The following is a 26,955-nucleotide window of genomic DNA, read 5'->3' on the forward strand; positions in this document are numbered from 1 at the left end:
TGCAACCAAATAGTTGCGTGTATATTTGCAACCAGATGGTGGCATAAAAGAGAAAGAGATGGAAACAAGACGAGATATTTTTCAGGCCATTGCAGACCCCACCCGGCGGGCAATCATTATGCTGCTGGCAGTAGGCGCCATGACGCCCAATGCCCTGGCGGAGCATTTTAACAGCAGCCGGCAAGCGGTATCCAAGCATTTGCAGGTCTTGTCTGAGTGCCAGGTAGTGACCCAACAGCAACAAGGCCGCGAGATACAGTACCACTTGAACACCGCTAAAATGAAGGAGATAGAGAAATGGCTGGCGCAGTTCAAGCAACTGCTGTCGCAGCGCTTTGACCAGTTAGATGATGTATTGACCAAACTTAAAGCAAATAAAAAATGAACAAGGCCATTCTTTTCAATTTTGAGGTGGAGCGCGAAAACTACCTCATCAAAGTAGAACGCAGTTTTCAGGCCCCCACAGACCTGGTCTGGGCCGCCTGGACTGAGTCTGAAATTCTGGACCAATGGTGGGCGCCCAAACCCTGGCAAGCCGTCACCAAATCTATGGATTTTAAAGAGGGCGGCCGCTGGCACTACTACATGCAAAGCCCCGAAGGCGACAAACATTACTGTCTTTTTGATTACCAGGAAATCAGACCGCAGGCGTATTTTGCTGGGCAAGACGCTTTCTGTGATGAAAACGCGGTGATTAGTGAGGCAATGCCCAGAACTTCCTGGGAAAACACGTTCACGGCGGCCGGGGAAGACACGTTGGTACGAGTAAACATCAAGTTTGAGAAGCTGGCAGACTTGGAGAACATCATTCAAATGGGCTTTAAAGAAGGTTTTACTGCTGGCTTGGAAAACCTGGATCAGTACATTGCCGCCCAGTTTTACCTGCGCAAGCAAAACAAACCCAACAAAAAGGCCCGGGTGACGGCCTACATCAACCTGCCCGGCAATACAGAAGAGGCGTTCACTTTTTACAAGTCTGTCTTCAAAACAGAATTCATCAACGGCATTAAACGGTTCGGGGAAATTCCGGCCGGGCCAGACCAACCACCCGTGCCCGAGGAGATAAAGAAGATGGTCTTGCACGTGGAACTTCCGTTGCTGGGTGACTTTGTCTTGATGGGCACCGATGCCCCTAAAGAAATGGGTTTTACGCTTACCCAGGGCAACAACATGCACATCAGCCTGGAGCCAGAAAACCTGGAAGAGGCGCACCGTTTGTTTACTGAATTGTCAGTAGGCGGGACCATTGAAATGCCCTTGCAGAAAATGTTCTACGGGGCGTATTATGGTGGTTTCGCAGACCAGTATGGCATCAATTGGATGATTAACTTTCAGGAAAACGAATAACCATGAAAAATAAGATTTTAACCGGGCTGTGTGTGCTCTTTGGGGCGCTGCTTATTAACGGCGGCCTTAACAAGTTTTTCAATTACATGCCCGTTCCAGATAACCTGCCAGACGCGTTGATGAAAGACTCCATGGCCATGATGGAAATATCGTGGCTTATGCCTTTGATTGGCTTCGCCGAAATATTAGGTGGTCTTCTGATTATTTTCCCCAGAACAAGGGCGTTGGGCGCACTGGTGATTTTTCCGGTGATGGTGGGCGTATTGTTGACGCACGTGACCGTAGCGCCAGACGGATTGATTATTGCTTTGGTGATTTGGGTTATTCTGCTCTGGATTATTTATGACAACCGCCAGAAATACATGGCCTTGCTCCGGAAAGAACCTACTGGTTATTAGCCTAGATTGTAATTTCCGTTTTCGGCTTCGTTTTCAGAAATGAGCCCAAAAACAAAGGCCTTGCTGAAATCTTCAGCAAGGCCTTTGTGTGGTTAAACGAAACTAGCGCCTAGCGGTCATCTCTGGAAGAGCGTCCGCCGCGGTTGCTGCCGCCTGAGTAGTCATCATCATTGTCATGGTTGTTTTGCTGGGAGCCGCGTCCGTAGCTGGAGTTGTTCTCGTAGCCTGAACCGCCGCCACCGTAGCTAGACTGTCCACCTCCCATGTTAGAGCCGTAGCCCCCTCGGGAACCCATGTCTTGGCTAGAAGAGCCGTAGCCGCTGGATGAACCGCGGCTGCTGCCACCTTGTCCGTAGCCGCCCATGCCTGAGTCACGGCCTTGCTCGCCGTAACCACCGCCGGTCATGGAACCGCCGTGGCCACTGTTGCCCGACGACTGGTAGCCGCCGCGTGAGCCCATGTCATTGCCCATGTTGCCATAGTTGGAGCCGCCAAAGTTGCCTCCGCCGTAGCCGCCAAAAGAACCGCCGTACGTACCGCCCTGGGCACCGTAGCTTCCTTGTGAACCGCTGGCAGAACGTGACCCGAAGTCGCCACCCTGAGCGTTATAGGTGTTGTAACCGCCCTGGCCGCCGCTCATAGAGCCGTAACCACTGCTGTCGCCGCCGCGGTTGTTGCCACGGGAACTTCCTTGCCAGCTTTCGTTGCCACCTTGTGAAGAACCGTAACCACCGCGTGAGCCCATGTCATTTGAGCCACCGTAACCGCCCTGGCCATAGTTAGAGCTACCCTGACGGCCTTGGCCACCGCTGTAGTTTCCGCTGCTGCGGCTTCCGCCGTCAAAGTCCTGGTTGCCGTCATAGCCACCGCGTGAGCTGCCGCCCATGCTGCTGCCAGAGCGTGAGCCGTATTCTTCGCCGTAAGACCCACCACGTGAGCCCATGGCCCCGTAAGAACCGCTGTCTTGGTTGCTATAGCCTTGGCTGTAGCCGCCCTGGCCTCTGCCTTGGTTGCCGCCACCGTGCATGCCGTAGCCGCTTTCTGAGCCGTAGCCCATCTGGTTGCCGTAATAACCGGAGCCGCCGTAGTTGCTATAGCCGCCACGGTCAGACTCTGAACGCGAGGAGTTGCCGGCGTAACCGCCCTGTGAACTCATGCCATACGGGTTTTGGCCCATGGAACCGGAGCCGTAGTTGCTGCCGCCGCCCATAGAACCAGATTGGCCGTAGCCACCCTGGCCGTAGTTGGAGCTGCCTTGTGAGCCACCGTAGTTTCCGCCAGCCATAGAATTGCCAGAGCCGCGGTTGCTTTGATCATCATGGTTGTTCCAGGAGTTACCGCCTCCAAAGCTGCCGCTGTTGTTGCCGCTTCCGCCGTAGTTGCCACCGCCCATAGAGCCATAACCGCCCTGTGAGCCGTAGTTTCCGCCTTGGCCATAGTTAGAGTCTCCCTGGCTGTTGCCGTAGCCACCGCGCGAGCCCATGTCATTGCCGCCCTGGCCGCCGCTGTTCATAGAAGAGCTGCTTTGGTTGCCATAGTCGCCGCCTTGTGAGCCGCCGTAACCCATGCCGCTGCCCATAGACGCAGAAGAGCCACCCATAGAGTTGCTGTCTTGGTTGCCCATGCTGTCTGATGAGGAACCGCTTTTAGAAGAAGATTTGCCTGATTTGCTGCTTCCCGTGGTTTTGCTGCTGCCAGAAGATTTGGCTGAGCTAGAACCGCTAGTGCTGGCTTTTGGAGTAGAAGAAGAAGACTTGGTGCTTCCTTTTTTCATAGAAGATCCTTCTGAGCCAGTAGCGCCGGTGGAACCCGACGAGCTTTTTTTAGAACCAGAAGTAGAACCTCCGGTTAAGCCAGTAGAGGAAGACATAGGAGTGCCGGAACTGCCCAGGCCGCTTCCGCCGGTTTCACCCGAGTTGGAAGTAGACGCCCCCGAGATGCCGGTTGACTGCAATGAACCCAATGACGCATCTGAGTTAGAGCTTTTGCCCATGCTGCCAGATGATGAAGATGATGAACCTGAGGTAGACCCCATGTTGCCGCTTTGCTGATCTTTCTGATTGTCTTTCATAGAAAAATTCTCTAAGGTTATAGAATGGTTAGTTGGGTAAGCTAACCTGCCATAGCGTTAGGTAAGAGAAGGATGTCCTATGGCAAGTACCCTATCTATACGAGCCCTTTTTTGCATGGTTAGCGCATTGTTGATTTTAGAAATGGGGCCCAGGCCAGGAATCCTGTTTAGAACGGCCCCGCACCCCCTGACCATTAGTGCGTTGTGGAACAAACAGTGACCAGTTAGTAAACCCGCTGACTACCAGGTTGCTTGGTCCTTCTCCACATGGCAGAAATTAAAAAGCCCTTCTGTTTTGGGGCTCATTTCCAAAAATGAGCACTAAAACAGAAGGGCTGATGCGTAAGGTGCTTTTGATTTCTTTTAAACCTCTAAGTAAGCCAAGCGAAAGCTTTTTATGCAGCCTAATCATGCAGCGTAGGACGGGAAGTGTCACCCAGGTTGTTGAGCAGTTCCTCGGCGTCTTCCTTTTCTTCCTGATCTGGTTCCGGCACTTCATGTTCATCGGCTTCCAGTGGTTCAAAGTTGAGCCTAATGAAAATAGGGAAATGGTCTGAACCGAAGAACCGCAAGCACTTCATTCTGATGAGGCGAAAGGCGGGGTCATAGAAAATATGATCCAGGGAATACCTGAAAAACGGGACAAAGGCATTATATGTGTTGTAAAAGCCGCGGCCAATGCGTGGGTCCAGCAAACCACTTATTTTCCGGAAGAGGTTGGTGGTATATGACCAGGCCACATCGTTCAAGTCACCGGCCACCAAACTGGGCAGGGGAGATTCCTTGGCCATCTTGGCAACGGTGAGTAGTTCGGCTTCGCGCAGGTCTGTGTCTTTGTTTAAGTGCGGCGGCTGCGGGTGTACGGTGAAGAGGTCGAACTTCTTGCCAGTGGGCAGTTCCACCACGGCGTAGAAAGACGGAATTCCTTCTTCCACCAGGTAGCGTACGTTGATGTTGCTGAGCTTGAACTTACTGAAGAACATCATGCCGTAGGTATTCTCCAGCGGTTTTTTGATGCAATACGGGTACCGCTCGTCTAGTTCAGAGATGGCGTCAGCCCAGGCTTGGTTGGGTTCATTGACCAGGAGCATGTCTGGGTCATTTTCCCGGACCACCTGCAAAAATTTCTCATAGCGTTTGTTAGACATACGCACATTGGAAATCATGAACCCGAAGGTGTTTTTTGGTGCTTTGAGTTTAGACCGCAGCGCCTGCACTTTCACCAGCGGGGTGAATTTATAGACATGCACCAGCTCATTGACAATGCCCAACACCAGCAGACCCGCAAAAATCTTTTGGGTGGTTAACTCAAACCCATACAACCAACCATACGCCCCCAACACCAGCAAAGAGAAAACGGCTACCTGTACGCGCGGGAAATCCAGCACCCTTATCCACCAATAGGTGCTCTTGATCAAGGTAAGCAAGGAAGCCAGAATTAAGAAGCAGCCAAGTACTTCCAGGGCAATTTTCATAGGTAGTGTATGTGTTGGTTCGTTCACATACTGAATTTGCGATATAGGGTTGCTTTAATAAATGAACGGCTGGTTTATTCTGTGTTTTGGTCAAAGAAAAAATCGGTTTAAGACTATTCTAAAGAGAATATTCCTAAACCGATTCTGAAAATATTTCTGAAAAACAGAAGCGCTTTACGGCACAGCTTTCTCCACCCGCACGCCAATGGCCATGATGCCGGGCAAGGGGTCTTGGCGCATGTACTGGTGCACCCGCACCTGGTATTTGCCAGGCTGTGAAAACCGCACGTTTTTCAAGGCCCTGAACCGGTGGTCAAAGATGTCACCGGCCCCGCGGCCCTGTGGTTCGCCGGTTTTGGGGTCCATGAGGTACATGTCATGCAAAGCCGAGCTGATCTGTTTTCCGTCTGGGCCTAGTAAATAATGCCGCAGGTACAGATTGTAAAACGGATAATGCAGGGCGTTGCGCACATTGAAAAACACATTGTACGTCTGGGTGGTGTCTGTGACCTCAAACGTAAAGGTTGGAGTCAGTTTTACCGGCCATTGGTTTTTCTCAATGTCTTGGTTTTCTTCAAACACGCGGTTGCCGTCACAGCTGGAGAACAGCAGCGCGAAGGCTAAGAAAAACATCTGAAAGAAGGCGTACTTTTTCATCAGGCATCTGGGCTAGGCGTGGTGTTTTCTGCGTTGCCGCCACCCGGCTTGCGGTTGCGGTGGCCACGGTTGCGGCTGCGTCTTGATTTCTGCTCCCCTTCTGGCCGGGGCGTTTTCTCGGTTTTGTCAGCGGCCACGGCGCTCAGCAGGCTACCTAACCCAATAGCAGGGGCAGCTGGGTTCTGCGGCGCGCGTTGCCCTGGGGCACGCTCTGGCCTTGGCCCGCGGTTGCCTTGGTTTTCGCGGGGCTGGTTAGGGTCACGGGGCGCACGGTTGGGATCACGTTCTGAGCGAGGTCTGCCTTGGTTTTGCTGGCCTCTGGGCTGCCCTTCGCGCTCTGGACGCGGCTTCTGCTCACCGGCCTCTGGTCTGGGCGCATTGCGTTCCGGACGTGGTCTTGGTTCTGCGCTGCCTTCTGGCCTGGGGATGTTGCTGCGCTCTGGCCGTGGCCGTTGCTCTGCTCCCTCAGGCCTGCGGTTGGTGCGCTCTGGCCGGTTTCTGCCGTCTGTGCTGCCTTGCGGTCTGCCGGTTGGGCGGTCTCTGCGCACTTCCGGGGTAGGGGCGCTTTGGGCCAATACGTCAGTAGCGGTGGCTTGGGCGCTGCCGCTGCCGGGTTTCTTCTTTTTGCGTTTCTTTTTGCTTTTGCCGTATTGGTCATCCAGGCGGTCCAGGTTGCCTTCCAGGGCTTCCACAAAGTCCACTACCTCTACTTCGGGTTGTTTGGCTTCCTGAGCCAGGTTTTCGGGCATTTCGCCGGCGGCGTTCATCTTAAGCACTTCATGCACACGCTCCACGGTCACCGGGAACCAGTTGCTGTCGCCTTTGTAGCCAAACCACATGATGCGCCGGAAGATGTCGGTCTTCTGCAGGTAGGCGTCGCCGGCTTTGGTCTGCAGGGCGCGGTTCACGTTCGGGATGTCTTTGAGGGCATCCATGTATGTCTCCAGCTCATAGTTGAGGCAGCACTTGAGGCGCCCGCACTGGCCCGAAAGCTTGCTGGGGTTCAATGACAGATTCTGGTAACGCGCCGCGGTGGTAGACACGCTCCGGAACTCGGTGAGCCAGGTGGAGCAGCACAGTTCACGGCCGCAGGAGCCAATACCGCCCAACCGCCCGGCCTCGTGCCGAAGGCTGATCTGGCGCATTTCAATACGTATCTTGAATTCCTCGGCCAATTTTTTAATCAACTCCCGGAAGTCTACGCGGTCATCAGCGGAATAGAAGAAGGTGGCCTTGGTTTTGTCTGCCTGATACTCTACGTCTGAGAGTTTCATTTTGAGCTTGAGCTCCTGCACAATGGCACGGGCGCGGTACATGGTGCCGGGTTCCTGCTCGCGGGCATGGTTGAATTTCTCCATGTCCTTTTCAGTGGCCACGCGGTAGATGCTCTTGATCTCCTCGTTGTTCTGCACCTTTTTCTTGTTCATCTGCAGGCGCACTAATTCGCCTTTGAGAGAAACATGGCCAATGTGGTGGCCGTTGGGCACGTCTACCACCACGGGGTCACCGGTGATGAGGGGAATCCGGTTGATATTCCGGAAAAACTCTTTGCGGCCGCCCTTGAAGCGGATTTCCACTACATCAAACTCTTTGAAAGACACGGGCATTTCCATGTCTGAGAGCCAGTCAAATACATTTAATCTGTTGCAGCCTCCTGTGCTGCAACCGCCGTTGCTTTTGCAGCCCGCTACTACCTCTGTGCCATCTGCACTGGTAGTTTTGGTGCCGCAGCCGCCACTAGAACATGAACTACATCCCACAGGTAAATTCCTTTATATGAATAATTCTTGTTTTCAAACCATGAAGGCGTCTGGCAGCGCTCCGGTAACACCAGAGACGGTTGGCCAAGTAGTTGACGCTCAGGGAATACCCTGAGTCTCAGAGGCCGGCGCAGCAGGCAGATTGCTCTTTTTGCCGCGGGGGCACAGACCCTTAATTAACAAATATAATAACTTAATCTGAATAGGCAGGCACGATTTACCCGCAATTGCCCAGGCCGTTTTGGGGCTCATTTCTGGAAATGAGCCCCAAAACGGGAATTTGCTCTGCCATTTAAGGCGTGTTTCTTCCTGCATATCCCTGCTTTTCAAGACGAACTCTTTTACAGTTTTTAACAAAGCACCCCGCGCGAAGAAAGCGCTTTTTCAACGAAGCCGGACTAAGTTGGTTTTGAATCTGGCCGGTCATTTTGTTTCTTGTGCTTGCTTTCCGTACGCTACGCCTATGACCTTTGCCTTCGCTGAAAACTACTCCACAGAGCAGCTGTGCCTGCTTTTCAACACCGCCTTTTCAGATTATGTGGTGCCCATGGTGCTCACTGAACCTGTGTTAGCTATGAAACTCACCCGTGACGGCACCACTTTGTCGGCTTCGCCGCTGGCTTTGGTGGAGGAAAAACCCGTGGGGTTTATTTTGAACAGTCTGGGCTTTTGGCAAGGGAAGAAAACGGCGTACAACGGCGGAACCGGCGTGGTGCCCACCGCCCGCGGACAAGCCCTAACCCGCCAACTCTACCAGTGGAGCCTGCCGTTTCTCAAAGCCCAGGGCATGCAGCAATGCCTGCTGGAAGTGATTCAGGAAAACGAAAGAGCCTTGGCCGTTTACCGAGAGTTGGGTTTTGAGACCACGCGCACGTTCCGGTGTTTTAAGCAGGCGGCAACTGGGGAAATTTCCTGGCACCCGCACGTACCACAAGACGTCGTTTTTACGCAGGTCACATTGCCTGATTGGCCTTTGTACCAAACGTTCTGGGATGTGGAACCCAGCTGGCAGCACCACACAGCCTCTATTGACCGCAGCCAAGAATTTACCCAGATTCTGGAAGCGCAGGTAAACGGCCACTGCGTAGGCTATGGCATTGTCTATCCTATGACGGGTTCCATTGCGCACCTGGCTGTGGCGCCTGCCTGGCGTGGCAAAGGCATTGGGCAAGCATTGCTGCAGGAACTGGTGCAACGGGCCACCGTGCCCACGGTGAGTGTGATAAATGTAGATGATAGTGGCAATACGGTACTGACGTTCCTGGAGAATAGAAAGCTTGGGGAGATTCCGGGGCAGTATGAAATGGTGTGGGAAGTGTAAATTGCGTTTTGGGGCTCGTTTTGGGAAATGAGGCCGAAAACGGAAAGTCTGGTGACAAGTTAAAAGAGAACTTTGTTTTATTGTGGCTAAAGCGAAAGTTTAGTGGCACAACTCTGTCTATTTGTAGAAATCGGCAATTAACCAGATGTTTTATTCTATATATTGACGGATAAACTGAATAATTCCTTTTATACTCACGTTAAGAGTAACTTATAACATATATACAATGAAAGCATATTGTCTTAAATGCAAGAATGATACGAACCATACAATTTTAAAAGAAGAAAAAAATGATTATCATGATGAAGATGGTGACATTTGGGCAGAACATCGTTGGCAAATAATTCAATGTAATGGATGCGAAAATATTTCCTTCCAAGAAATTTCAATTAATAGTGAAGATAGAGATCCTGAGGATGGCTCTTTTTTTGAAAATAAAAAGAATTATCCATTACCAAATAAAGGGAATCTTTTAATTAAGAATTATTATAATGTGCCTTATAAGGTTAGGAACATTTATAGAGAGGTAATAGACGCATATAATAATGGAATGTATGTCTTATGCGCCGCTGGATTAAGAGCAATTATTGAAGGGATTTGTAATCAAGAAGGAATAACATCTGGACTTGTAGAATCCATTTTAGATGAAAAAGTTACATTAAAACGAAAAAAAGATTTACAAGGTAAAATTAGTGGATTGTTTGAAAAAGGTTTTTTAACAAAAAAGCATTCTAATTTATTGCATGAACATAGATTTTTAGGCAATGAGGCTATACACTCACTTGACAATCCTTCAAAGGACGAATTAGTTCTAGCTATAGAAATAGTAGAACATACGTTAGATAATATTTATGAATTAGATGAAAAAGTAGAAGACTTGCGCTTTAAAAGAGCTATCCGCCTAAAAAAGAAAAAATAAAACTATCCCTAACAATGCATAAAAATCATGCTAAGGCCGACGGCCTTGCACGTTTTTTATACTAGCCGTTAAACGATACTGTTAATTAGTATTTAATACAACAACGCCTGGCAAAACTGAATCTGCCAGGCGTTGTTGTGTTAAAATACTCCAGAAACCTTAGTCTCTGTTGCGTTTGCCCATTTGCCAGGCCACTACCGCGGCCACGGCAAAGCCGACAATGGCGGCTTTTTTGGCCAGGCCGGCGCGGTCATGCTCCAGGTCTGCTTTCATGCCTTTCTCCGCGAAGATGTTGGGCACTTTGCCGCTCTTGAAATCTTCCAGAAAGCCTTCTACCACATTTACGCGGTCGGCCAGCAACAAAGGCAGCCAGTGGCGGTATTGGTTTTCACTGTGCTTAAACGCGAACCGGCGTAGCATGCCGCTCACCCCGCTGGGCGGGGTAGAGGTGCCGTACACGGCGGTCAGGTTGGGCCGTTCGGTGGAGTGCAACACTTCTACGGTGTTGTTCTGTTGAGTGGGTCTGCTCCAGTTCAGGCCGCCGTGGTCATTGGCCGAACGCTTGCGCATGGGGTACGTAGGATCGTTCTTCGGGTCGGCGTCAATGCCCCAGCCCTTTATATGTGTGAATTTATCTGCTAAATTTTCCATGGTTGTGTGCTTGTTTACATTCTGGCTGATGGTGGAATAAGTACAGGTTTAATGCAGTTGTCCAGTTTCTGGGAGAAGATGCGGTAGCCTTCAGACACTTCCTCCAGCGGAATGCGGTGCGTAATTAAACCTTTGGGGTTCAAGACACCGTTCTGCACGTGCTCAATCAAGCGCGGCAACAGGCGTTTTACCGATGCCTGGTTGGCTCTAATGGTCAACCCTTTGTTGAGCACGTTGCCAATGGGCACCAGGTTGTCAGTAGGACCGTACACGCCCACAATAGAGATGATACCGCCTTTTTTCACCGAGTTGATGGCCCAGTGCAACGCGGTGGCAGAACCTGCTTGTAAGAAGAGCTTACGGCCCGTGATGGTTTGCATGGCGTTACCGGCAGCTTCGGCGCCCACGGCGTCAATGCAGACATCGGCGCCTAGCCAGTCGGTTTGCTCTTTCATCCACTGCACCACATCGCCACCCATGTCTCTGAAGTTGTAGGCCTCGCACTGCGCGTAGTTCTTGGCGAATTCCAGACGGTAGTCAATTTCGTCAATGATCATCACGCGGCCCGCGCCAAACAGCCAGGCGCAACGCGCGGCCATAATGCCCACAGGACCTGCGCCAAACACGGCCACAGTATCGCCCGGCTGAATACCGGCCATCTCAGCGGCCTGGTAGCCGGTGGGTACCACGTCGGTCAAAAGAACGGCATCATCGGGGTCCATGCCTTCCGGGATCACGGTGGGGCCTACGTTGGCGTAGGGAACGCGCGCGTATTCGGCCTGGCCGCCGTTATAACCACCTGCGGTGTGCGAGTACCCGAAGATACCGCCCACGGCCGTGGCCTGCGGGTTGGACTCATGGCAGTTGCCAAACATCTCCTGCTTGCAGAACACGCATTCGCCGCAGGCAATGTTGAAGGGCACCAGCACGTGGTCGCCTACTTTGATCTTGGTTACCTCAGACCCTACTTCCTCCACAATACCCGTGAACTCATGCCCGAAGGTCATGCCCACGCGCGTGTCTGGCACAGAGCCGTTGTAGAGGTGCAAGTCTGACCCACAGATGCATGAGCGCGTCACGCGCACAATGGCATCTTGCGGGTGCTCAATCTTGGGCATGGGTTTCTCGTCTATTCTGACCCGCAGCGGGCCCCGGTAATTCATTGCTAACATACAGTTTGTTGTTTGGGGTTAATGAGACATTTCGTCTAAATGAAACATGGGTCTTGGGTACTGTCACCGCGCTCTGTTTCCTGAACCGGTTCTCTAGAGTACTATTCTAAATGATTTAAGTTGCAGAACCGCACCAAGTTGATGACAGGAAAAAGCCAGTATCCGTATTTGCCGCAGCCACGGTTAGGCAAGTCAAAATCGTCTGTTTTCGGGCTCATTTCCAGAAATGAGCCCGAAAACAGAAAAGAAAGGAGCAGAGCCAGTAGGTAGAATCTCTTAAAAACCAATATCTTAAGGCAACCATTGAAGCCATGCACACCACCAACTACTACAACACCTTTATTGCGGTGGCCGAGGACTGCCCCGTGACGGTTGCCCAGGTGCCGCCCCAGAGAGGAACCGAGAAAACTATTGCCAACCTGCAGTTTGAGTTGCTGGAGGCAAACCCGTACCGCTACACCTCAGACCAGGTGTTGTTTGACATTCATGCACGCCGGCAGAACATCAGCACGTTGCAGCAAGAGGCGGAGCGCGAGAAGTTTTTCTCCAAAGGACAGGCCTGTTTCAGGGCTTCGGCGTTGCCCAAACGCTACGGCTGGGGCGTGCACGCCAATGAAGAAGGGAAAATTGCCTTGGTGCCGCTGGGCTCAGAAGAGTATGAAAAGCTTGCGGGAGATGAAAGGTTGAAGGTGGTGCGGGCTATGCGAAGTAAGCGGGGGTAAGGTTTGAGGTGTAGTGCTCTTACCTAAATTAGATACTCTTATATAATGAAAAGTATACTGGCTTTCTTGTTAGTTTTCTGTACTTGGGTAACATGTTATGGGCAAACTAATCCTTTGAAATTTAGTCCCATAAAACTTAAAGGTTATAAAACAATAATTGAAACCCATGTCAAGTATTTTCCTTTAGACAGCACAATTACTAAAACTGTTTATGAAATTAACCAATTAGGAAAAGTAACTAGAAATGATTCCTATAAAAAGGAAGTGAAAGTGAGTTTTGAGAAGTTTCTGTATTCTAATTCTGGGCAGCTTCTCTCTAAAGAGACACATAATCAGATTTATGCCTATGATGAACAGGCAAAAGACCATGTGCCAAGTTTACCTGATGACTTTTATCACCTCACTACCTATGAATATAAAGCGGGGAAACTCAACAGAGAAAAGACAAGCTATGTTGCTTGGGGTTCAGCAAGTTTAAATGGTGATAAACGAATTGAGTATGATAAAAATGGTAGGGTAATAAAAGAAATTTCAACAAATCTATACACAGGATTGGTGGGAGCCTTCGCTAGTAATTCTGATGTATTGGATTCAATTTATTATAAAGGTGAGGCAGACAGAAGTATTATCGCTTATCAATACGGTAAAAACCTAGTAATTGAAAATCAATATGATACCCAAGGAAAGATAGCTTTTGTCACCCGAAGCAAATTGAATATAAAAGGGCAGGTGGTAGCTTGGGAAACGACTGATAAAGATGGGGTAAAGGTTTTGCAGGGAAGCAAAACTTATGACTCAATGGACAATTTAGTTAAAAGCCAACAAGAAATAATAGAAAAATCTAGGTTAGAGGGAGATGTACTGGCAGGAGATAGATTTGAATACCAATACAATGGAAAAGGATTGCTTTCCAGCTATAGAATTTACCAAGGCTCGCGTTTATTATCTAAAGGAAACTTCACCTATAAATAGACAGCCTACCCATTCTTTACAATCCTTCTATATTTCCGTTTTCCGGCTCATTTCCCAAAACGAAGCCAAAAACGCCAACCTATTTCCCTAACCATTCCTTGAACGCGTGGGCGCGCTCACTGCTGATGATAATCTCTTTGTCAGTGGTGGGTTTCACGTAGACTTTCAGGCGGCCTTTGAGGTAGGGGTGAATCTCATCAATGCTATGGATGTGGGCAATGAACTGCCGGTTGAGACGGCTGAACTGGTCGGGGTCCAGGAGTTCCTGCAGGGTGTCCAGGGTGTAGTCGGTAATGAAGCGCTGCCCGGCGGCGGTGATGAGGAACACAATCTTGTCTTCGGCATAGAAATAGGCAATCTCCTCGGTGGAGATGGAGCGAATCTTCTGCCCGCTTTTCACCAGGAACCGGTTTTTGTAGTGCGGTGTTTCTGACGTTCCTTTGCGGTCCAGCAGCGCCATGATCTGGGTCATGTCCAGGGCGGGCGCGGCGGCGGGTTGACTTTGGCGCAGCATCTTGAACTTCTCCATGGCCGCGGCCAAGTCTTCATTACTGATGGGTTTGAGCAGGTAATCTATGCTGTTCACCTTAAAGGCCTTCACGGCATACTCATCATAGGCGGTGGTGAAGATGATGGGGCATTTCACATCCACCTTCTGGAAAATCTCAAAGCTGTTGCCATCTGAGAGGTGAATGTCCAGAAAGGCCAGGTCAGGGGCGGGGTTGTTCTCAAACCACTTTACGGCGTTCCTGATGGAGTCAATGGTCTCTACCACGCGTATGCTGGGGTCATAGCGCAGCAGCTGGGCTTCCAGTTTCTCAGAGGCCAGGTATTCGTCTTCAATCAGGAGGATGTTCATTGGAGCAATCTTTTACGCAACGTTGCTTAAGAGCGGTAATTTAGCAATGAAATTGTCTGCGGTCACCTCCACGTCCACTTTTTTATCTGTGATGTATTTGTAGCGGTTGATGATGTTCTTGAGGCCCACGCCGGTAGATTCCTCGCGGCTTTCGCGCAGCTGCAGGTTGTTTTTGATGATGATGTAGTCGTCTTCAATGAACACAGTGATGAACAGAGGCTCGTCTCTACTCACAATGTTGTGCTTGATGGCGTTTTCCATGAGCAACTGCATGGTGAGCGGCGCCACCTGGTGGTTAAGCAAATGGTCTGGAATGGTAATGTCCACACGCAGGTTTTCGCGGAACCGGATTTTAAGCAGGAACAGGTAGCTGTAAATGAAATCCAGCTCAGTGTGCAGCGGCACCAGTTCCTTGTCTTTGTTTTCCAGCACGTAGCGGTACACCTTGGAGAGCTGCTCCACAAACTTGGCCGCCATGTCCTGGTCTTTGTAGATAAGCGAGGTAAGCGCGTTCAAACTGTTGAACAGAAAATGCGGGTTCACTTGCTGCTTTAAAGACTCAAACTGCACCTTAATGGTTTCTTTCTTGAGCTTCTCAGACTGCACTAGGTAGCGGTGCCACTGGTTGTAAAAGTAAATGCCAGACCGAATAAAGTGCACAAACAGCAGAATGATGGACCCGAACACAAAGACCTCTTTCACATCTCTAATGGTCTCGGCGTCTGTGAAGTTGTAAGAGCCCACCTGCCCCAGAATGAGCCTCGGGATCACCTGGAACAAGACCATCACCAGCAAAATGTAACTCTGCACGGCAATCCATTCATAGATAAACCTACGCAGGCCATATTCACGCCAGTCATAGAGTTTGCTCAGGCGTTTGGCAATGCGGCGGGTGCCTTCCAGAATCACGTTCACCATCAAGGAATTGTAGATGAGCCGGAACACGTCATCGCCCTCAAAATCTTGCAGGCCGGTGCGGTGGATGAAGAAGAAGGTCCAGAAAATAAGGAAGGCAATGCCGGTGTTGGTGGCATACCGGAGTAGTTTTTTGTGCTTAACTTGGAAAGGTCTTTTCATAAACGGGGGCGGTGTGAGAACAGCCTGGTACTTCATCTGCAACACTTTTCTGCCAAAGCCCGGGCGCATGGCCCAGGCACTCTTGTTACGTAAACATCAGCTGTTTTGGGGCTCATTTCCAGAAACGGGCCCCAAAACGGAAAATCCTGATTGCAATCTGGCCGAAACCCTAACCCTAATCTACCTTAGAACTTCCCAAATTTGAAGGTCATGGAGATGGCCGATGCACTCATGGCTTTGTCACTGGAGTTGGGCAGGTTTACGCCCTGGGCAATGCGGTAACTCAGACCCAGCCCCAGCCGCAGGTATTTGGCCAGGTTGATCTCTGCGTGCGCGCCCGGTTCCACCACAAAGAACGTGTCTGTGATAAACACTTCATAGTTCACCGTATTTGCTGACCGGGAACCCAAAGCCTGGTTGGTGTACGCACCACCGCCTATGCCAATGATCACCGGGAACGTGAAATGCACCAGCCGGGCGGGTTGGGGCGTATATTCCAGCAGCACGCCGCCGTAGCCCACCTGCAAATACGCATCACGGGTTTGGTTTTCAATGAGCACCTCGCCAACGTGGATTTTAGAGGTGAGGCCGTAGCCCGCCAGCCCTACCGCGAAGCGTTTGTTCAGCACCCACGCCCCTTTGCCGCCCAGCATAAAGCCAGAGACGCCCTGCCACTCAGAGACCTGCGCAGAGGGCGCCAAATAAAAACCGTTGGTGAGTTGGCCCTGGAAAAGGGTTTCGGGTTCTTGATCTGTTGCCGTGGTCTGGGCCCAGCCCGAAGCCGTGATGCCCAAAAAAATACAGCAGACAAGGAGTGCTTTTTTCATAGATTTGCCCGGCGGTTGGCCGCAATATACAAAGGTGCTTAGTGCTAAGACTGCAAATAAGCGTTTTACCCCCAAGTTTTAAAGCAAATACTGACCAAATAGGAATTCAGCGCACCCAACACGGGAATTGGCTGGGTCAATCCATTTTTTATTCACCTTAACCCCCTGACACTATGACTTCTGCCTGGTTTTACCTCATTGCCGCCGGCATCTGCGAGATTGGTTGGGCCATAGGCTTGAAATACACCGAAGGCTTCACCAAAATTGGGGCCAGCGTGGCCACCGTAGTAGTCATGATTTTGAGTTTTGTGCTGCTGGCCCAGGCCATGAAAACCTTGCCGCTGGGCACCGCTTACGCCTCCTGGACCGGCATTGGCGCCGTGGGCACCGCCATCTTCGGCATCATTCTCTTCAATGAACCCAAAGACCTGGTGCGCCTGCTGTGCATTGGCTTGATCATCGCCGGCGTGCTAGGCCTTAAATTCTTGTCAAAGTAAAGACTGCTGGTTTTTCTGTGAAGAAAAGCGTGTGTGTGCATTCCCGTTTTCGGGCTCATTTCCAGAAATGAGCCCGAAAACGGGAATTACTTTTTTCCATTTATCCCAAAAGCTATTTATAGCCTTCCACCTAACTATTTGGAGTCTTCCGCAGGCGACTCCAAATTTAGAATGATTCAGCAGGAACTCTGTTCCGGGCAAATAGTAAGGAATGTTGCTAAGCGAAACTGGCTCAAGGTTCAATTGCTTTTCTCCAACTTTTGGGGACTTCAAGCAGGGAGTCAGAGACTCCCGTTTCCATGACAAGTTCGGAGTCGCCCTGCGGAAGGCTACAAACAGCGCAGGGACTCAATTTTTTTTTCGGAATAAATCCATTTACCTCTCTTCTGAGCAAGGCCAGCTAATTCCCGTTTTTGGCCTTCATTTCCAGAAATGAGCCCGAAAACGGGAATTACTTTTTCCATTTATAAGCCAGAAGTGCGTCTTGGGTGAGCAGGTAGAGGAATTTGTCGCCGGCAATGGCTTGGCGGTAGGGCTGGGTAGTGACCGGCAACTCCACGGTGCGCGTTTGGAAACTGTAGAGGTGCTGAAAGTGCAGTTGTGTCCCCGATAGGTAATACAATTCATCGCCTAGAAAACCAATGAAGGAGATATTGGGCAGCGGCAGGCGGCGCTGGAAATTGCCCATGTTGTCAAAGATGTACACGCCCGACAGACGGTCCACCAAATAGACTTTAGACTGGTATTCGCGCAGGTAAGTGATGTCACGCTGCTGGCGTTCCAGAATCAATTCCAGCGGGGTTTCATGCACAATGCGAGTGTAGCGGGTGTCAATCTTGAGCAGCCGGAACGTGCTTTCATCAAAAAGCCAGAGGCGGTCATCAGCGGCCAGGGCGGCGGCTTTGATGGTGCCGTCGGTATAGTCCCTTAAATCAGCAATACCCAGGGGCGTGAGAAAGCGGTCCAGGAGTTGCACGCGTTGGCGGTCATCGTAAAAGATGGAGATTTTGGCGGGGCTCCAGGCTTCGGCCATGGCCACGCGGCCCTGCACCGGCGGCGAAAACGTGTTGGTGAACCGGCCCAGTGTGTCTAGCTGGAGCACGTTTTGCCGGGCATCGGATAGGTAAAGTCTGTCAAAACGGTCAATGGAAAGCAGGTTCATGCCTTTGGCCGGTAACTCAAACGCCAGGGTGGGAGTTTTGTCCTGGGCATACGCTGGGGCCGCTGCCAAAGACAGCAGCAACAAAGCTAAAAGGCGCAAAACCCTAGGCATTTTCCTGCTCAAAATAGGTAAGAGTGAGTTGCTGGCCATCATACACGGCGTAGGAGCAAAAATTGACCCATTCTCCCAAGTTTAAGTATCGGCTGTTGGCACCAATAGGTAAATCCAGAGGCAAATGCCGGTGCCCGAACACGTAGAAGTCATGGTGTTGGCGTTGCTCCACGCGCTCACAGTAATGCACCAGCCACTCGTCATCGCCTAAAAAAACTTCATCGGTCTTGGTGTTCTGTATGCGGCTGCGCCGTGACCAAAAGCTGGCCAACCCAATGCCCATGTTGGGATGAATACGCGCAAACAACCACTGGCTCAAGGGGCTGGCGAAGACTTTTTTGAGCACCTTGTAAGTATGGTCTTTGGGTCCCAGGCCATCGCCGTGGCCTATGTAAAACGTGTGGTTGCCAATTTGGGTGGAGATGGGTTTTTTGTGCACGGGTATGTTGAGCTCCTTGGGGAAGTAGTCAAACATCCACATGTCATGGTTGCCCGTGAAGAGGTAAATGGGTATGCCGCTGTCTGAGATTTCGGCAAGTTTGCCTTGCAGCCTGATGAACCCGCGCGGAATGGCGTGCTTGTACTCAAACCAGAAATCGAAGATATCACCCAGCAGGTAAATGGCGTGGGCGTCTGCTTTCACCTGGTCCAGCCACCGCACAATTTTCTTTTCGCGCGCCAGGCTTTTCTCCGGCGTGGGCACGCCCAAGTGAAAGTCTGAGGCGAAATACACTTTCTTACCGTACGGCAGGGGCTCAGTCTGTGTGGTCATCAATCAGGAAAAGGATTAATTCTTTGGGGCCGTGGGCACCCATCACCAAGGTTTTCTCAATATCAGCGGTACGGCTGGGGCCGCTCACCAGGGAAATCATGGACGGCAACCGCTTGTCATATTTCTTCTGAACGAACTCCAGGCCCTGTTTAATATCTGGTACCATCTGTGACAGCTTGGCCACTACCAAATGCATGGCCGGGTACACCGACAATCTCCTGCCGCTGGCATTGGCCGATGACACCAGAATACTGCCCGTTCTGGCCACCAACGCCTCACAGGTAGTTAGCGCGGCTTCGGCGTGGCCTATAAAATTCTCCTCGGTGCCGTTGAAGTTGATGCCCGCCGCGTGCAGAATTTTTTTGAGGGCCGGTTCCCACACGTACAGGTTGTCTAAACCGCGTTCCTGCTTAAAGGTGAAGAGCTGGTCAAAGAAATCCTCCTCGTGCTCGCAGTACACAAACACCCCCGCATTCCGGATGAACGTCTCGGCAAACTGCACCGATAGGTCTTCCAGTAGCGGGCCGTACACACTAGTGCTGAAGTCTGGGGTAGGAGGCAGAAAAGGCGCTGACTTTGCCAGCGCCTCTCTTACCTTGCGGAGCACAATCTCTTTGGATTTGGCTTCGTACATGTTAGTGGTTTCCGTTTTTGGCCTCTATTTCTGAAATGGGCTACAAAGGAAGCGGCGTGCCGCCACCTGAGTTAGGTCTATCGTTTGGTTCTATAGGCCGAGGGTTCACGTCATCTAGCGCAGAAGTTGGCGGCAAGTCTTCCAATGGAGCCTGCGGAATAGGATGCGTTTCAGCGGCTACTTCGCTCAGGGTTTTGCTGCGGTCTGTACCGGCGGTGTGCGCCTGATAATTGGTCAAGCCTTCAAAAGGTCTTGGGCCAACCAAACGCTCCAGGTCATTCTGAAACAAAATTTCCTTGCTCAGCAATTCCTGGGCTACCATTTCCAACTCATTGCGCTTGTCAGACAACAATTGCAGCGTGCGGTTGTAGGCATCACTTACCAGAATACGCACCTCAGAGTCAATGACTTCAGCGGTGGTTTCAGAATAGGGCTTGGTGAACGTGTTGTCTGGCTGCTTGGAGTCATAGAAAGACAGGTTGCCAATCCGCTCATTCATGCCGTACATGGTTACAATGCTGTAGGCCATTTTGGTGATGCGCTCCAGGTCACTCAAAGCACCCGTAGAAATCTTTCCGAACACAATCTGCTCGGCAGCCCGGCCACCCAGGGCCATGCACATCTCGTCTACCAATTGCTCAGTGGTGTACAGGAACTGCTCTTTTGGCAGGTATTGCGCATAGCCCAACGCAGCCACGCCGCGCGGTACGATGCTCACTTTTACCAACGGGTCACAGTGCTCCAGGAACCAACCCGCAATAGCGTGGCCGGCCTCATGGTACGCTACAATTTTCTTTTCCTCCGGCGAGATAATCTTGTTTTTCTTCTCCAAACCACCAATCACGCGGTCAATGGCGTCATTGAAGTCCTGCATGTCAATGGCTTTTTTGTTCCGGCGGGCGGCAATCAAAGCGGCTTCATTACACACGTTGGCAATCTCAGCACCGGCGAAACCGGGGGTCTGGGCAGCTAACTTACGGGCATCAATATCATCTGCCAATGTCAACGGGCCTAAGTGTACCGTGAAAATCTGGGTACGGCCGTTGATGTCTGGCTTGTCAATGCTAATCTGGCGGTCAAAACGACCCGGGCGAAGCAAGGCAGAATCCAGAATGTCTGGGCGGTTGGTAGCGGCTAAAATGATTACGCCAGAATCAGTGGCGAAACCATCCATTTCCACCAATAGGGAGTTCAAAGTGTTTTCGCGTTCGTCGTTTCCGCCGGGCATCTGTCCACGGCTACGTGAGCGGCCGATGGCGTCAATTTCATCAATAAAGATGATACAGGGCGCTTTGGCTTTGGCTTGCTTAAACAAGTCACGTACCCGCGCAGCACCTACGCCCACAAACATCTCCACGAAGTCAGAACCTGACAAAGAGAAGAAAGGAACGTCAGCCTCGCCGGCTACGGCTTTGGCCAGTAAGGTTTTACCGGTACCCGGAGGACCTACCAACAAGGCACCTTTCGGGATTTTACCGCCCAGAATGGTGAACTTGGTAGGGTTCTTCAGGAACTCCACAATCTCTTCAATCTCTTCTTTGGCTTCTTCTAAACCGGCTACGTCTTTGAACGTGATTTTCACCTTGTTCTCGGCGTCAAACAGCGCGGCGCGTGACTTGCCAATGTTGAAGATCTGCCCACCGGCTCCGCCACCCGCCATGCGGCGCATCAGGAACCAGAAGCCCACCATCAACAAGATGAAGAATGGCCAGCCCATCAATAATTCTAAGAGACCGGTGCGTTTCTCAATCTCCAACCCAATGCGTTCCTCCCGCGGTAGTTCGGCCTGCAGTTTGTCCAGGTCTTCTTTGAACGCTTCAGCCGTAATAATGGGGAAGTTGAAGTGTGCGCCCTGCGTGGTGGTAGAGAACGTGCCGCGGTTGTCCAGTTGGTTTTTGTACTTGGCGTTGTTGAGGGCCTCTTTTTTGAGGGTGATCTCTACCATGTTGTTGTTCACCACCGCTACTTTCTGCACGTCTTTGGCCAACAGCATTTCCTCAAACTGCGGCTGCCGTATCTCCACGGTGGCGTTCAGGTTGTTGTAGTACGTGAGTCCGAAGATGAACAACACCAGGGCTGCCAGCACCCAAATCTGCATAGTGGGCCGGGGCGGGGTGGTGGGTAAATTTATTTTGCGTTTTTTCTTTTCTGGTTTTTCAGTCATTTGGATCTGTTCCTTCTCTGTAAAAAGTAAACCACCGGGCTAGGCGCTTGTTTAAACCTGGGCCGGGGCAGCGCCCTCCGTAGGCGCCACTTCCGTAATTTCGGCATCTCCCCAGAGTTCTTCCAGGGCATAGAAATTACGTTTGTCTTTCAAAAAGATATGCGCCACCACGTCTACGTAGTCCAGCACCACCCATTCACGGTTGGTACGGCCTTCGCTCTGCCAAGGGTTCTCCTTGGTGAGTTTGTACACTTCTTCTTCCACGGCCGTGGCAATGGCGTCTAGCTGGGTGTCTGAACTGGCTGAGCAAATGATAAAGTAGTCTGCTACCGCATTCTTTAAAGATTTCAGGTTGAGAACGACAATGTCAGCAGCTTTTCTTTCTTGCATGCCTTTTACCACTAGTTCTGCCAATATGTCGGAATTGTCCTGAATTTTGTTGTGTTTCATCTATGGAATATAAATTTGATTCTCAAAAATAGGAAAGTCTTTGCAAATGTTTTCTCCTAATACACTCTTTGTGGGGCAACAACTGGTATTTCTGCCAGAATGTGGGTCCACCAACGCTGAGGCACACCTGCTTCTAAACAAAAATAGCGCCACTGACGGTTGTGTCATAGTGGCGGGCGCCCAAACGGGCGGTCGCGGCCAACGTGGCAATACCTGGGACGTGGAGCCTGACAAAAACATTACGTTGTCGGTGGTTTTTAAGCCAACCTTTCTGCCTGCCCGTGACCAGTTCCAGCTCAACATAGCCGTCTCTTTGGCGGTGCATGATGTGCTAAAAGCGCATTTACCCACAGGGTTCATCATAAAATGGCCAAATGACCTGTATTTCCAGGACCAGAAACTGGGTGGCATTTTAATTGAGAACGCCGTGAGCGGCACCTTTTTGCAGCACAGCGTGGTGGGCATTGGCCTGAACATTAACCAAGGAACGTTTTCCTTTGGCCGCGCCACCTCCTTCGCCTTGATCACCGGGCAGCAGTTCTCCCTCAAAAAACTGACGGAGCACCTGCTGGAAAAGTTAGAGGGCCGCTACCTGGCCTGGCGGTCTGGCGCGGTGGTTGCCCAGAAGCAGGAATATTTGCGCCACTTGTACCGCTACCAGGAACCCCATTGGTTTGAGATTGCCGGCGAGCGGGTGCAGGGAGAAATAACCGGGGTAGATGCCCACGGAAAGCTGGCTTTAAAGTTGGAACAGAAATTGCAGTTCTTTGGGTTCCAGGAGATAAAGTATGTGCTGGACTGAGTCCTGTTTTCGCGCTCATTTCCAGAAACGAGGCCAAAAACGGCAAAGAATGATAATTTGAAACGATTGACTTTTTAGAAGGATGAATTTGTTAAATTTTAGTTAAAAATCTTGATACTTCGGTAACCAACCTTTATATTTGGCCGAATTGGATGGGTATTACCTATTTGTTACTATATGGTATGAAAATTTTTACGCGCGTTTTTTTAGGGATTCTTTCTTTGGGGCTGGTGTTTGGGAGCCAGGCCGCCTCTTTTGGCGTGGCGCCAGGAGTGGTGCCGGTGAGCGTTCGGGCCAACGAGCCAACCAAGGGAGACACTGTGTTAATCAACTGGCGCACCGGCGCGGGCTTGACTATTACAGACTTTGGTATATCAACGGCCCTGCAGCTGCCATCGTATAACCCCAACGCTAAAAAATACACACCCTTTGTCCGTCTCCAGAAAAAATCAAGCGTTTTCTCCAAGCCCAGCATCCGGAAAAACGACGGCCTGTACGCCAGCACCGTTCGTGTGACCAATTCACAGGGAGCCAAGGAAGTACGCGTGACGCCGTCTATCAGTGCGTCGCCTAACCCTTCCAGGGGCATGACCCGTATTGCCTTGACCGCCTTAGGTGATGACCAGTACCACGTGCGCATCTCCAATGCCATAGGCAAGATTTACAAAGTCATTGCCGTGCCCCAGGCCTCAGAAGCCATTATGGTGGACCTGTCGCCGCTGCCGCCGGGCATTTATTTCTACAGCCTGTTGGTGAACGAGAAAATGGTGGAAACCAAGCGCCTGATCTTACAGCAACAATAAAACTTACATGAACTTCTATAGGAAGAGCCCGCAAAACGGGCTCTTTTTTTATTTATTCGCCGGTCAGGCGGGCAGACTTTCAGAAAATTGCTAATTTCGAGGGTTCAATCATCAACACATCATGTTTCAATACAACCGTATTAACAATCTGGTGGGCTGGCTGGTCTTCGCCGTCGCGACAATCGTGTACGTGCTGACCCTGGAGCCAACCGCCAGCTTCTGGGACGCTGGAGAATTCATTGCCTGTTCTTATAAGTTATTGGTGCCGCACCCGCCGGGAGCGCCATTTTACCTTTTGCTGGGCCGCATTTTCTCCATGTTTGCCGGAGACCCCAGCCAGGTGGCCTGGTGGGTGAATTTGCTTTCTGCCCTGTCCAGTTCGTTCACGGTGTTGTTCCTGTTCTGGACCATTACCATTCTGGCCCGCAAGTTACTGATACCCAATGTGGTGACGCCCGCGTCATCAGTGCATGCCGTTACTGCGCCTGCCACCATTGAACCCACGTTTGGCCAAACCATTGCCATTGTGGGCAGTGCTGCCGTTGGGGCCCTGGCGTTCACGTTCACAGACTCTTTCTGGTTTAGTGCCGTAGAGGCCGAGGTGTACGCCTTGTCCTCGTTCTTTACGGCGTTTGTGGTGTGGGCCATGCTGCGCTGGGAAAGCAAGGCGCATGAAGCCATGTCAGACAAATGGCTGATCTTGATTGCCTACATGGTGGGCCTTTCCATTGGTGCTCACTTACTCAACCTGGTGGCCATTCCGGCGCTGGCGTTCATTTTCTTCTTCAGACTTAAAAAATACTCCACCAAAGGTGCCATTTTGACCATGGCCGTAAGCGCGTTCATTCTGGGCGTGGTTCTGGTGGGCGTGATACCAGGTTTGCCGTCTATAGCGGGTTGGTTTGAGGTGTTGTTCGTGAACAGCTTCGGGCTGCCGTTTGGGGCCGGGGTGATTTTCTTTGTGGCCCTGTTCATTGGCGCTTTGGTGTGGGCCGTGCGCTATGCCATCAAGACCGGCAACCGCATGCTGCACACCGCCCTGCTGAGCTTTATCTTCATCTTGATTGGATACTCTTCTTACCTGATCATCCCTATTAGATCTGGCTACGACCCTACCATTGACGAGAACGACCCGGAGAACATTGTAAGCTTTGTGTCTTATTTAAAGCGCGAGCAGTACGGTGACCGTCCGTTGCTGTTTGGGCCGCAGTTCAACGCCGAGCCCATAGACCAGGAAGAAGGCGCTGCGCAATACATTAAAGGCGAAGACAAATACATTGAGGTAGGCCGCAAGCAGGAGGCGGTGTATGCCAGTAATGACAAAACGCTGTTGCCACGTCTTTATAGCGGTCAGCCGGGCCACGTTGCCCAATACAAAAAATGGGTAGACATTCAAGAAGGCCAGAAACCGGGCTTCGGCGAAAACCTGAATTTCCTGTTCAAATACCAGATGGGCCACATGTTCTGGCGCTACTTCGGCTGGAATTTTATTGGCCGCGAAGGAGATATTCAGCAATCTGGCGTCCTGTGGCCCTGGGAATCTGAGCAAGGCCTGCCCGACCGCGTATCTGGGAGCAAAGCCCGCAACAACTTCTACATGCTGCCGCTGGCACTTGGGATTATCGGCTTGATTTTCCAAATAAGAAGAAAACAACGTGACGCCCTGGTGGTAGGTTTGTTGTTCTTCTTCACGGGTCTGGCCATTGTGATTTACCTGAACCAGCCGCCCATTGAGCCGCGCGAGCGTGACTACACCTTTGCCGGCGCGTTCTATGCCTTCTGTATCTGGATTGGCTTGGGCGTGTTGGCCATTGCTGATTTCCTTAGAAAACTAGTGAAGAACGATGCCCTTGCCGGCGTGGTAGCTACCTTGGTTGGATTATTGGTGCCGGCAGTGTTGGCGGCCCAAGGCTGGGACGACCATGACCGTTCTGACCGGTACCATTCCGTGGATTCGGCTAAAAACCTGTTGAGCTCCGTGGCGCCCAATGCCATCTTGTTCACCAACGGCGATAATGACACGTTCCCGCTTTGGTATGCGCAAGAGGTGGAAGGTTTCCGGACCGATGTGCGCGTGGCCGTATTGAGCTACATGAACACCGACTGGTACTTGGATCAAATGAAGCGGCAGGCCTATCAGTCTGATCCGTTCCCGATGAGTCTGGAAAACCCGAACTACCGCCAGGGCATCAATGACTATTTGCCGTACGTGGAGCGCCCCGAGGTGGCCAACGGCATTGACCTGAAGCAGTACATCCAGTTGGTGAAAGCCAACCACCAGGCCCTGCAGATTGCAGACCGCGGCGGCAGAACGTATTTGTCTTTCCCTACCAAGAATTTCTTCCTGAACGTAGACAAACAGGCCGTGATCTCGGCCAACGCGGTGGCCAAGGAATTCCAGGATTCTATTGTAACCCAAATGCGCTGGACCATCAACAAAGGCGGTCTGGAGAAAAAGCACCTGGCTATTCTAGATTTGCTGGCCAACAACAACTGGCAGCGCCCCGTCTATTTCTCCACCACGGCAGACAACTCAGACTTTATGGGCCTTGACCGTTACCTGCAGCTGGAAGGCCTGGCCTACCGCGTGGTGCCGGTCCTGAACGCAGACCCGGAACGTACCGGTATCATCGCCAAAGACATTATGTATGACAACATGATGAACAAGCTCAGCTGGCGAAACATGGACCGCGCAGATATTTTCTATGATGAGAATTACCTCCGTTTCCCGGCCAACGCCCGCGACAAGTACTACCAACTGGCGGTTGCCTACCTGGAAGCCGGTGACAAAGCCACGGCCAAAAAAGTGATCAACCATACGTTTGAGAAGTTGCCAGACAGCGCCATTCCGTATGACTATTACATTCCGCCGTTCATTGTGCCGTTGTACGAGGTAGGGGAGGAGAAGCGCGCCCAGGAAATCATTGACACCATGTCTAAACGCTCAGACACGGCCCTGCGCTATTACTTCACCCAAGGCTCTTTGTTTGAGACCGAAATCAGAATCAACCTGTTCATCTTGCAGCAATTGATTCAGAGTGCCAGACAAGTAGGCCTTACCCAGAAAGCCGCTGACATTGAGAAGATGTTTATGCAGCACTACAGCCAAATGGGGCAGTAACCAGGGTTGCTTTTAAGATGGAAAGGGCCGCACGTGAGTGCGGCCCTTTTTTTGTTCTATTCAGGAGAATATTCATTCCAGATTTGTAGGGACAGCTCGCGACCTGTGCCTACGCATTCCTGATCCACGCATTTCATCTGTTGATTTTCCTTCACTGCTTCGTGGCAAACAGATTACTTCCGCCACCGTTCAGGACAGGTCAAGCCCTGTC

Annotated in this window: 26 protein-coding genes; 12 read left to right on the plus strand and 14 right to left on the minus strand. The window is 51.2% G+C overall.

Annotation, left to right across the window (positions count from 1 at the left end; all coding sequences use genetic code 11):
• Positions 1-58 precede the first annotated feature (58 nt).
• Genes IMY23_RS18475 through IMY23_RS18485 form a run of 3 tightly spaced genes read left to right on the plus strand, consistent with a single transcriptional unit; the run spans position 59 to position 1,745 of the window.
• Entirely contained in the window at positions 59-385 is a 327-nt protein-coding gene (locus tag IMY23_RS18475) for a helix-turn-helix transcriptional regulator (RefSeq protein ID WP_192823496.1), read from the plus strand.
• Complete coding sequence (locus tag IMY23_RS18480; protein WP_192823497.1) at positions 382-1,347, plus strand: SRPBCC domain-containing protein; 966 nt, start codon at positions 382-384, stop codon at positions 1,345-1,347. The genes IMY23_RS18475 and IMY23_RS18480 overlap by 4 nt, the downstream gene beginning before the upstream one ends.
• A 2-nt stretch (positions 1,348-1,349) precedes the next feature.
• Complete coding sequence (locus IMY23_RS18485; protein ID WP_192823498.1) at positions 1,350-1,745, plus strand: DoxX family protein; 396 nt, start codon at positions 1,350-1,352, stop codon at positions 1,743-1,745.
• 109 nt (positions 1,746-1,854) lie between these two features.
• Here IMY23_RS18485 and IMY23_RS18490 read toward each other — a convergent pair whose 3' ends face one another.
• Positions 1,855-3,345: a hypothetical protein gene (locus tag IMY23_RS18490; protein ID WP_192823499.1), complete on the minus strand. Its 1,491-nt coding sequence runs from the start codon at positions 3,343-3,345 to the stop codon at positions 1,855-1,857.
• Between IMY23_RS18490 and IMY23_RS18495 the strand changes: the two genes are divergently transcribed.
• Positions 3,311-3,796, plus strand: coding sequence for a hypothetical protein (locus IMY23_RS18495; RefSeq protein ID WP_192823500.1), 486 nt, complete (start codon positions 3,311-3,313; stop codon positions 3,794-3,796). The two genes, IMY23_RS18490 and IMY23_RS18495, sit on opposite strands and share 35 nt — an antisense overlap.
• Positions 3,797-4,220: 424 nt before the next feature.
• Here the strand turns inward: IMY23_RS18495 and IMY23_RS18500 are convergent, their stop codons facing one another.
• From IMY23_RS18500 to ricT, 3 genes are all read right to left on the minus strand, one after another.
• Positions 4,221-5,291, minus strand: a complete 1,071-nt coding sequence (locus IMY23_RS18500) for an endonuclease/exonuclease/phosphatase family protein (protein ID WP_192823501.1) — start codon at positions 5,289-5,291, stop codon at positions 4,221-4,223.
• Between the two features lie 174 nt (positions 5,292-5,465).
• Positions 5,466-5,948, minus strand: coding sequence for a gliding motility lipoprotein GldH (locus tag IMY23_RS18505; protein WP_225986550.1), 483 nt, complete (start codon positions 5,946-5,948; stop codon positions 5,466-5,468).
• The gene (ricT, locus tag IMY23_RS18510; RefSeq protein ID WP_370589896.1) at positions 5,948-7,708 is read right to left on the minus strand and encodes a regulatory iron-sulfur-containing complex subunit RicT; all 1,761 of its coding nucleotides are present in this window, start codon (positions 7,706-7,708) and stop codon (positions 5,948-5,950) included. Before ricT ends, IMY23_RS18505 begins: the two co-directional genes overlap by 1 nt.
• 463 nt (positions 7,709-8,171) lie before the next feature.
• Between ricT and IMY23_RS18515 the strand changes: the two genes are divergently transcribed.
• Both IMY23_RS18515 and IMY23_RS18520 read left to right on the plus strand, forming a co-directional pair.
• On the plus strand, positions 8,172-9,029 hold the full coding sequence (locus IMY23_RS18515) for a GNAT family N-acetyltransferase (RefSeq protein WP_192823502.1): 858 nt from the start codon (positions 8,172-8,174) through the stop codon (positions 9,027-9,029).
• A 226-nt stretch (positions 9,030-9,255) separates the two neighbouring features.
• Entirely contained in the window at positions 9,256-9,948 is a 693-nt protein-coding gene (locus tag IMY23_RS18520; protein WP_192823503.1) for a DUF4145 domain-containing protein, read from the plus strand.
• A 159-nt stretch (positions 9,949-10,107) separates the two neighbouring features.
• Here IMY23_RS18520 and IMY23_RS18525 read toward each other — a convergent pair whose 3' ends face one another.
• Entirely contained in the window at positions 10,108-10,599 is a 492-nt protein-coding gene (locus IMY23_RS18525) for a hypothetical protein (RefSeq protein ID WP_192823504.1), read from the minus strand.
• A 14-nt stretch (positions 10,600-10,613) separates the two neighbouring features.
• Entirely contained in the window at positions 10,614-11,771 is a 1,158-nt protein-coding gene (locus IMY23_RS18530; RefSeq protein ID WP_192823505.1) for a zinc-dependent alcohol dehydrogenase, read from the minus strand.
• A 311-nt stretch (positions 11,772-12,082) separates the two neighbouring features.
• Between IMY23_RS18530 and IMY23_RS18535 the strand changes: the two genes are divergently transcribed.
• Positions 12,083-12,493 (plus strand): DUF6157 family protein, encoded by a 411-nt coding sequence (locus tag IMY23_RS18535; RefSeq protein ID WP_192823506.1) that lies wholly within the window; start codon positions 12,083-12,085, stop codon positions 12,491-12,493.
• 45 nt (positions 12,494-12,538) lie between these two features.
• Positions 12,539-13,465, plus strand: a complete 927-nt coding sequence (locus IMY23_RS18540; RefSeq protein WP_192823507.1) for a hypothetical protein — start codon at positions 12,539-12,541, stop codon at positions 13,463-13,465.
• Between the two features lie 79 nt (positions 13,466-13,544).
• Here IMY23_RS18540 and IMY23_RS18545 read toward each other — a convergent pair whose 3' ends face one another.
• The 3 genes from IMY23_RS18545 to IMY23_RS18555 form a co-directional block, all read right to left on the minus strand.
• On the minus strand, positions 13,545-14,324 hold the full coding sequence (locus IMY23_RS18545) for a LytTR family DNA-binding domain-containing protein (RefSeq protein ID WP_192823508.1): 780 nt from the start codon (positions 14,322-14,324) through the stop codon (positions 13,545-13,547).
• Between the two features lie 12 nt (positions 14,325-14,336).
• Positions 14,337-15,401 carry a sensor histidine kinase gene (locus IMY23_RS18550; protein ID WP_192823509.1) on the minus strand — a complete coding sequence of 355 codons (1,065 nt, stop codon included), beginning with the start codon at positions 15,399-15,401 and terminating at the stop codon, positions 14,337-14,339.
• Between the two features lie 185 nt (positions 15,402-15,586).
• Positions 15,587-16,228, minus strand: a complete 642-nt coding sequence (locus tag IMY23_RS18555) for a hypothetical protein (RefSeq protein ID WP_192823510.1) — start codon at positions 16,226-16,228, stop codon at positions 15,587-15,589.
• Positions 16,229-16,401: 173 nt separating this feature from the next.
• Between IMY23_RS18555 and sugE the strand changes: the two genes are divergently transcribed.
• Positions 16,402-16,725 carry a quaternary ammonium compound efflux SMR transporter SugE gene (gene sugE, locus IMY23_RS18560; protein ID WP_192823511.1) on the plus strand — a complete coding sequence of 108 codons (324 nt, stop codon included), beginning with the start codon at positions 16,402-16,404 and terminating at the stop codon, positions 16,723-16,725.
• A gap of 451 nt (positions 16,726-17,176) precedes the next feature.
• Here the strand turns inward: sugE and IMY23_RS18565 are convergent, their stop codons facing one another.
• The 5 genes from IMY23_RS18565 to rsfS are packed head-to-tail and all read right to left on the minus strand — an operon-like array spanning position 17,177 to position 22,018.
• On the minus strand, positions 17,177-17,986 hold the full coding sequence (locus tag IMY23_RS18565; protein WP_192823512.1) for a hypothetical protein: 810 nt from the start codon (positions 17,984-17,986) through the stop codon (positions 17,177-17,179).
• A gap of 4 nt (positions 17,987-17,990) precedes the next feature.
• Positions 17,991-18,770: a UDP-2,3-diacylglucosamine diphosphatase gene (locus IMY23_RS18570; protein WP_192823513.1), complete on the minus strand. Its 780-nt coding sequence runs from the start codon at positions 18,768-18,770 to the stop codon at positions 17,991-17,993.
• A complete protein-coding gene (locus IMY23_RS18575) occupies positions 18,754-19,404 on the minus strand; it encodes an LUD domain-containing protein (protein ID WP_192823514.1) in 651 nt (216 codons plus the stop codon). Before IMY23_RS18575 ends, IMY23_RS18570 begins: the two co-directional genes overlap by 17 nt.
• A 40-nt stretch (positions 19,405-19,444) precedes the next feature.
• The gene (ftsH, locus tag IMY23_RS18580) at positions 19,445-21,568 is read right to left on the minus strand and encodes an ATP-dependent zinc metalloprotease FtsH (RefSeq protein ID WP_192823515.1); all 2,124 of its coding nucleotides are present in this window, start codon (positions 21,566-21,568) and stop codon (positions 19,445-19,447) included.
• 51 nt (positions 21,569-21,619) lie between these two features.
• Positions 21,620-22,018, minus strand: coding sequence for a ribosome silencing factor (rsfS, locus tag IMY23_RS18585; protein WP_192823516.1), 399 nt, complete (start codon positions 22,016-22,018; stop codon positions 21,620-21,622).
• Positions 22,019-22,064: 46 nt separating this feature from the next.
• On the opposite strand from rsfS, the gene IMY23_RS18590 reads away from it, so the two are divergent.
• From IMY23_RS18590 to IMY23_RS18600, 3 genes are all read left to right on the plus strand, one after another.
• Positions 22,065-22,820 (plus strand): biotin--[acetyl-CoA-carboxylase] ligase, encoded by a 756-nt coding sequence (locus tag IMY23_RS18590; RefSeq protein ID WP_192823517.1) that lies wholly within the window; start codon positions 22,065-22,067, stop codon positions 22,818-22,820.
• Between the two features lie 182 nt (positions 22,821-23,002).
• Positions 23,003-23,623: a T9SS type A sorting domain-containing protein gene (locus IMY23_RS18595; protein ID WP_192823518.1), complete on the plus strand. Its 621-nt coding sequence runs from the start codon at positions 23,003-23,005 to the stop codon at positions 23,621-23,623.
• A 121-nt stretch (positions 23,624-23,744) separates the two neighbouring features.
• Positions 23,745-26,744: a DUF2723 domain-containing protein gene (locus tag IMY23_RS18600; protein WP_192823519.1), complete on the plus strand. Its 3,000-nt coding sequence runs from the start codon at positions 23,745-23,747 to the stop codon at positions 26,742-26,744.
• Positions 26,745-26,955: the final 211 nt, after the last annotated feature.

It is taken from the genome of Rufibacter sp. LB8 (genome assembly GCF_014876185.1).
In the GTDB taxonomy this organism is placed as follows: domain Bacteria; phylum Bacteroidota; class Bacteroidia; order Cytophagales; family Hymenobacteraceae; genus Nibribacter.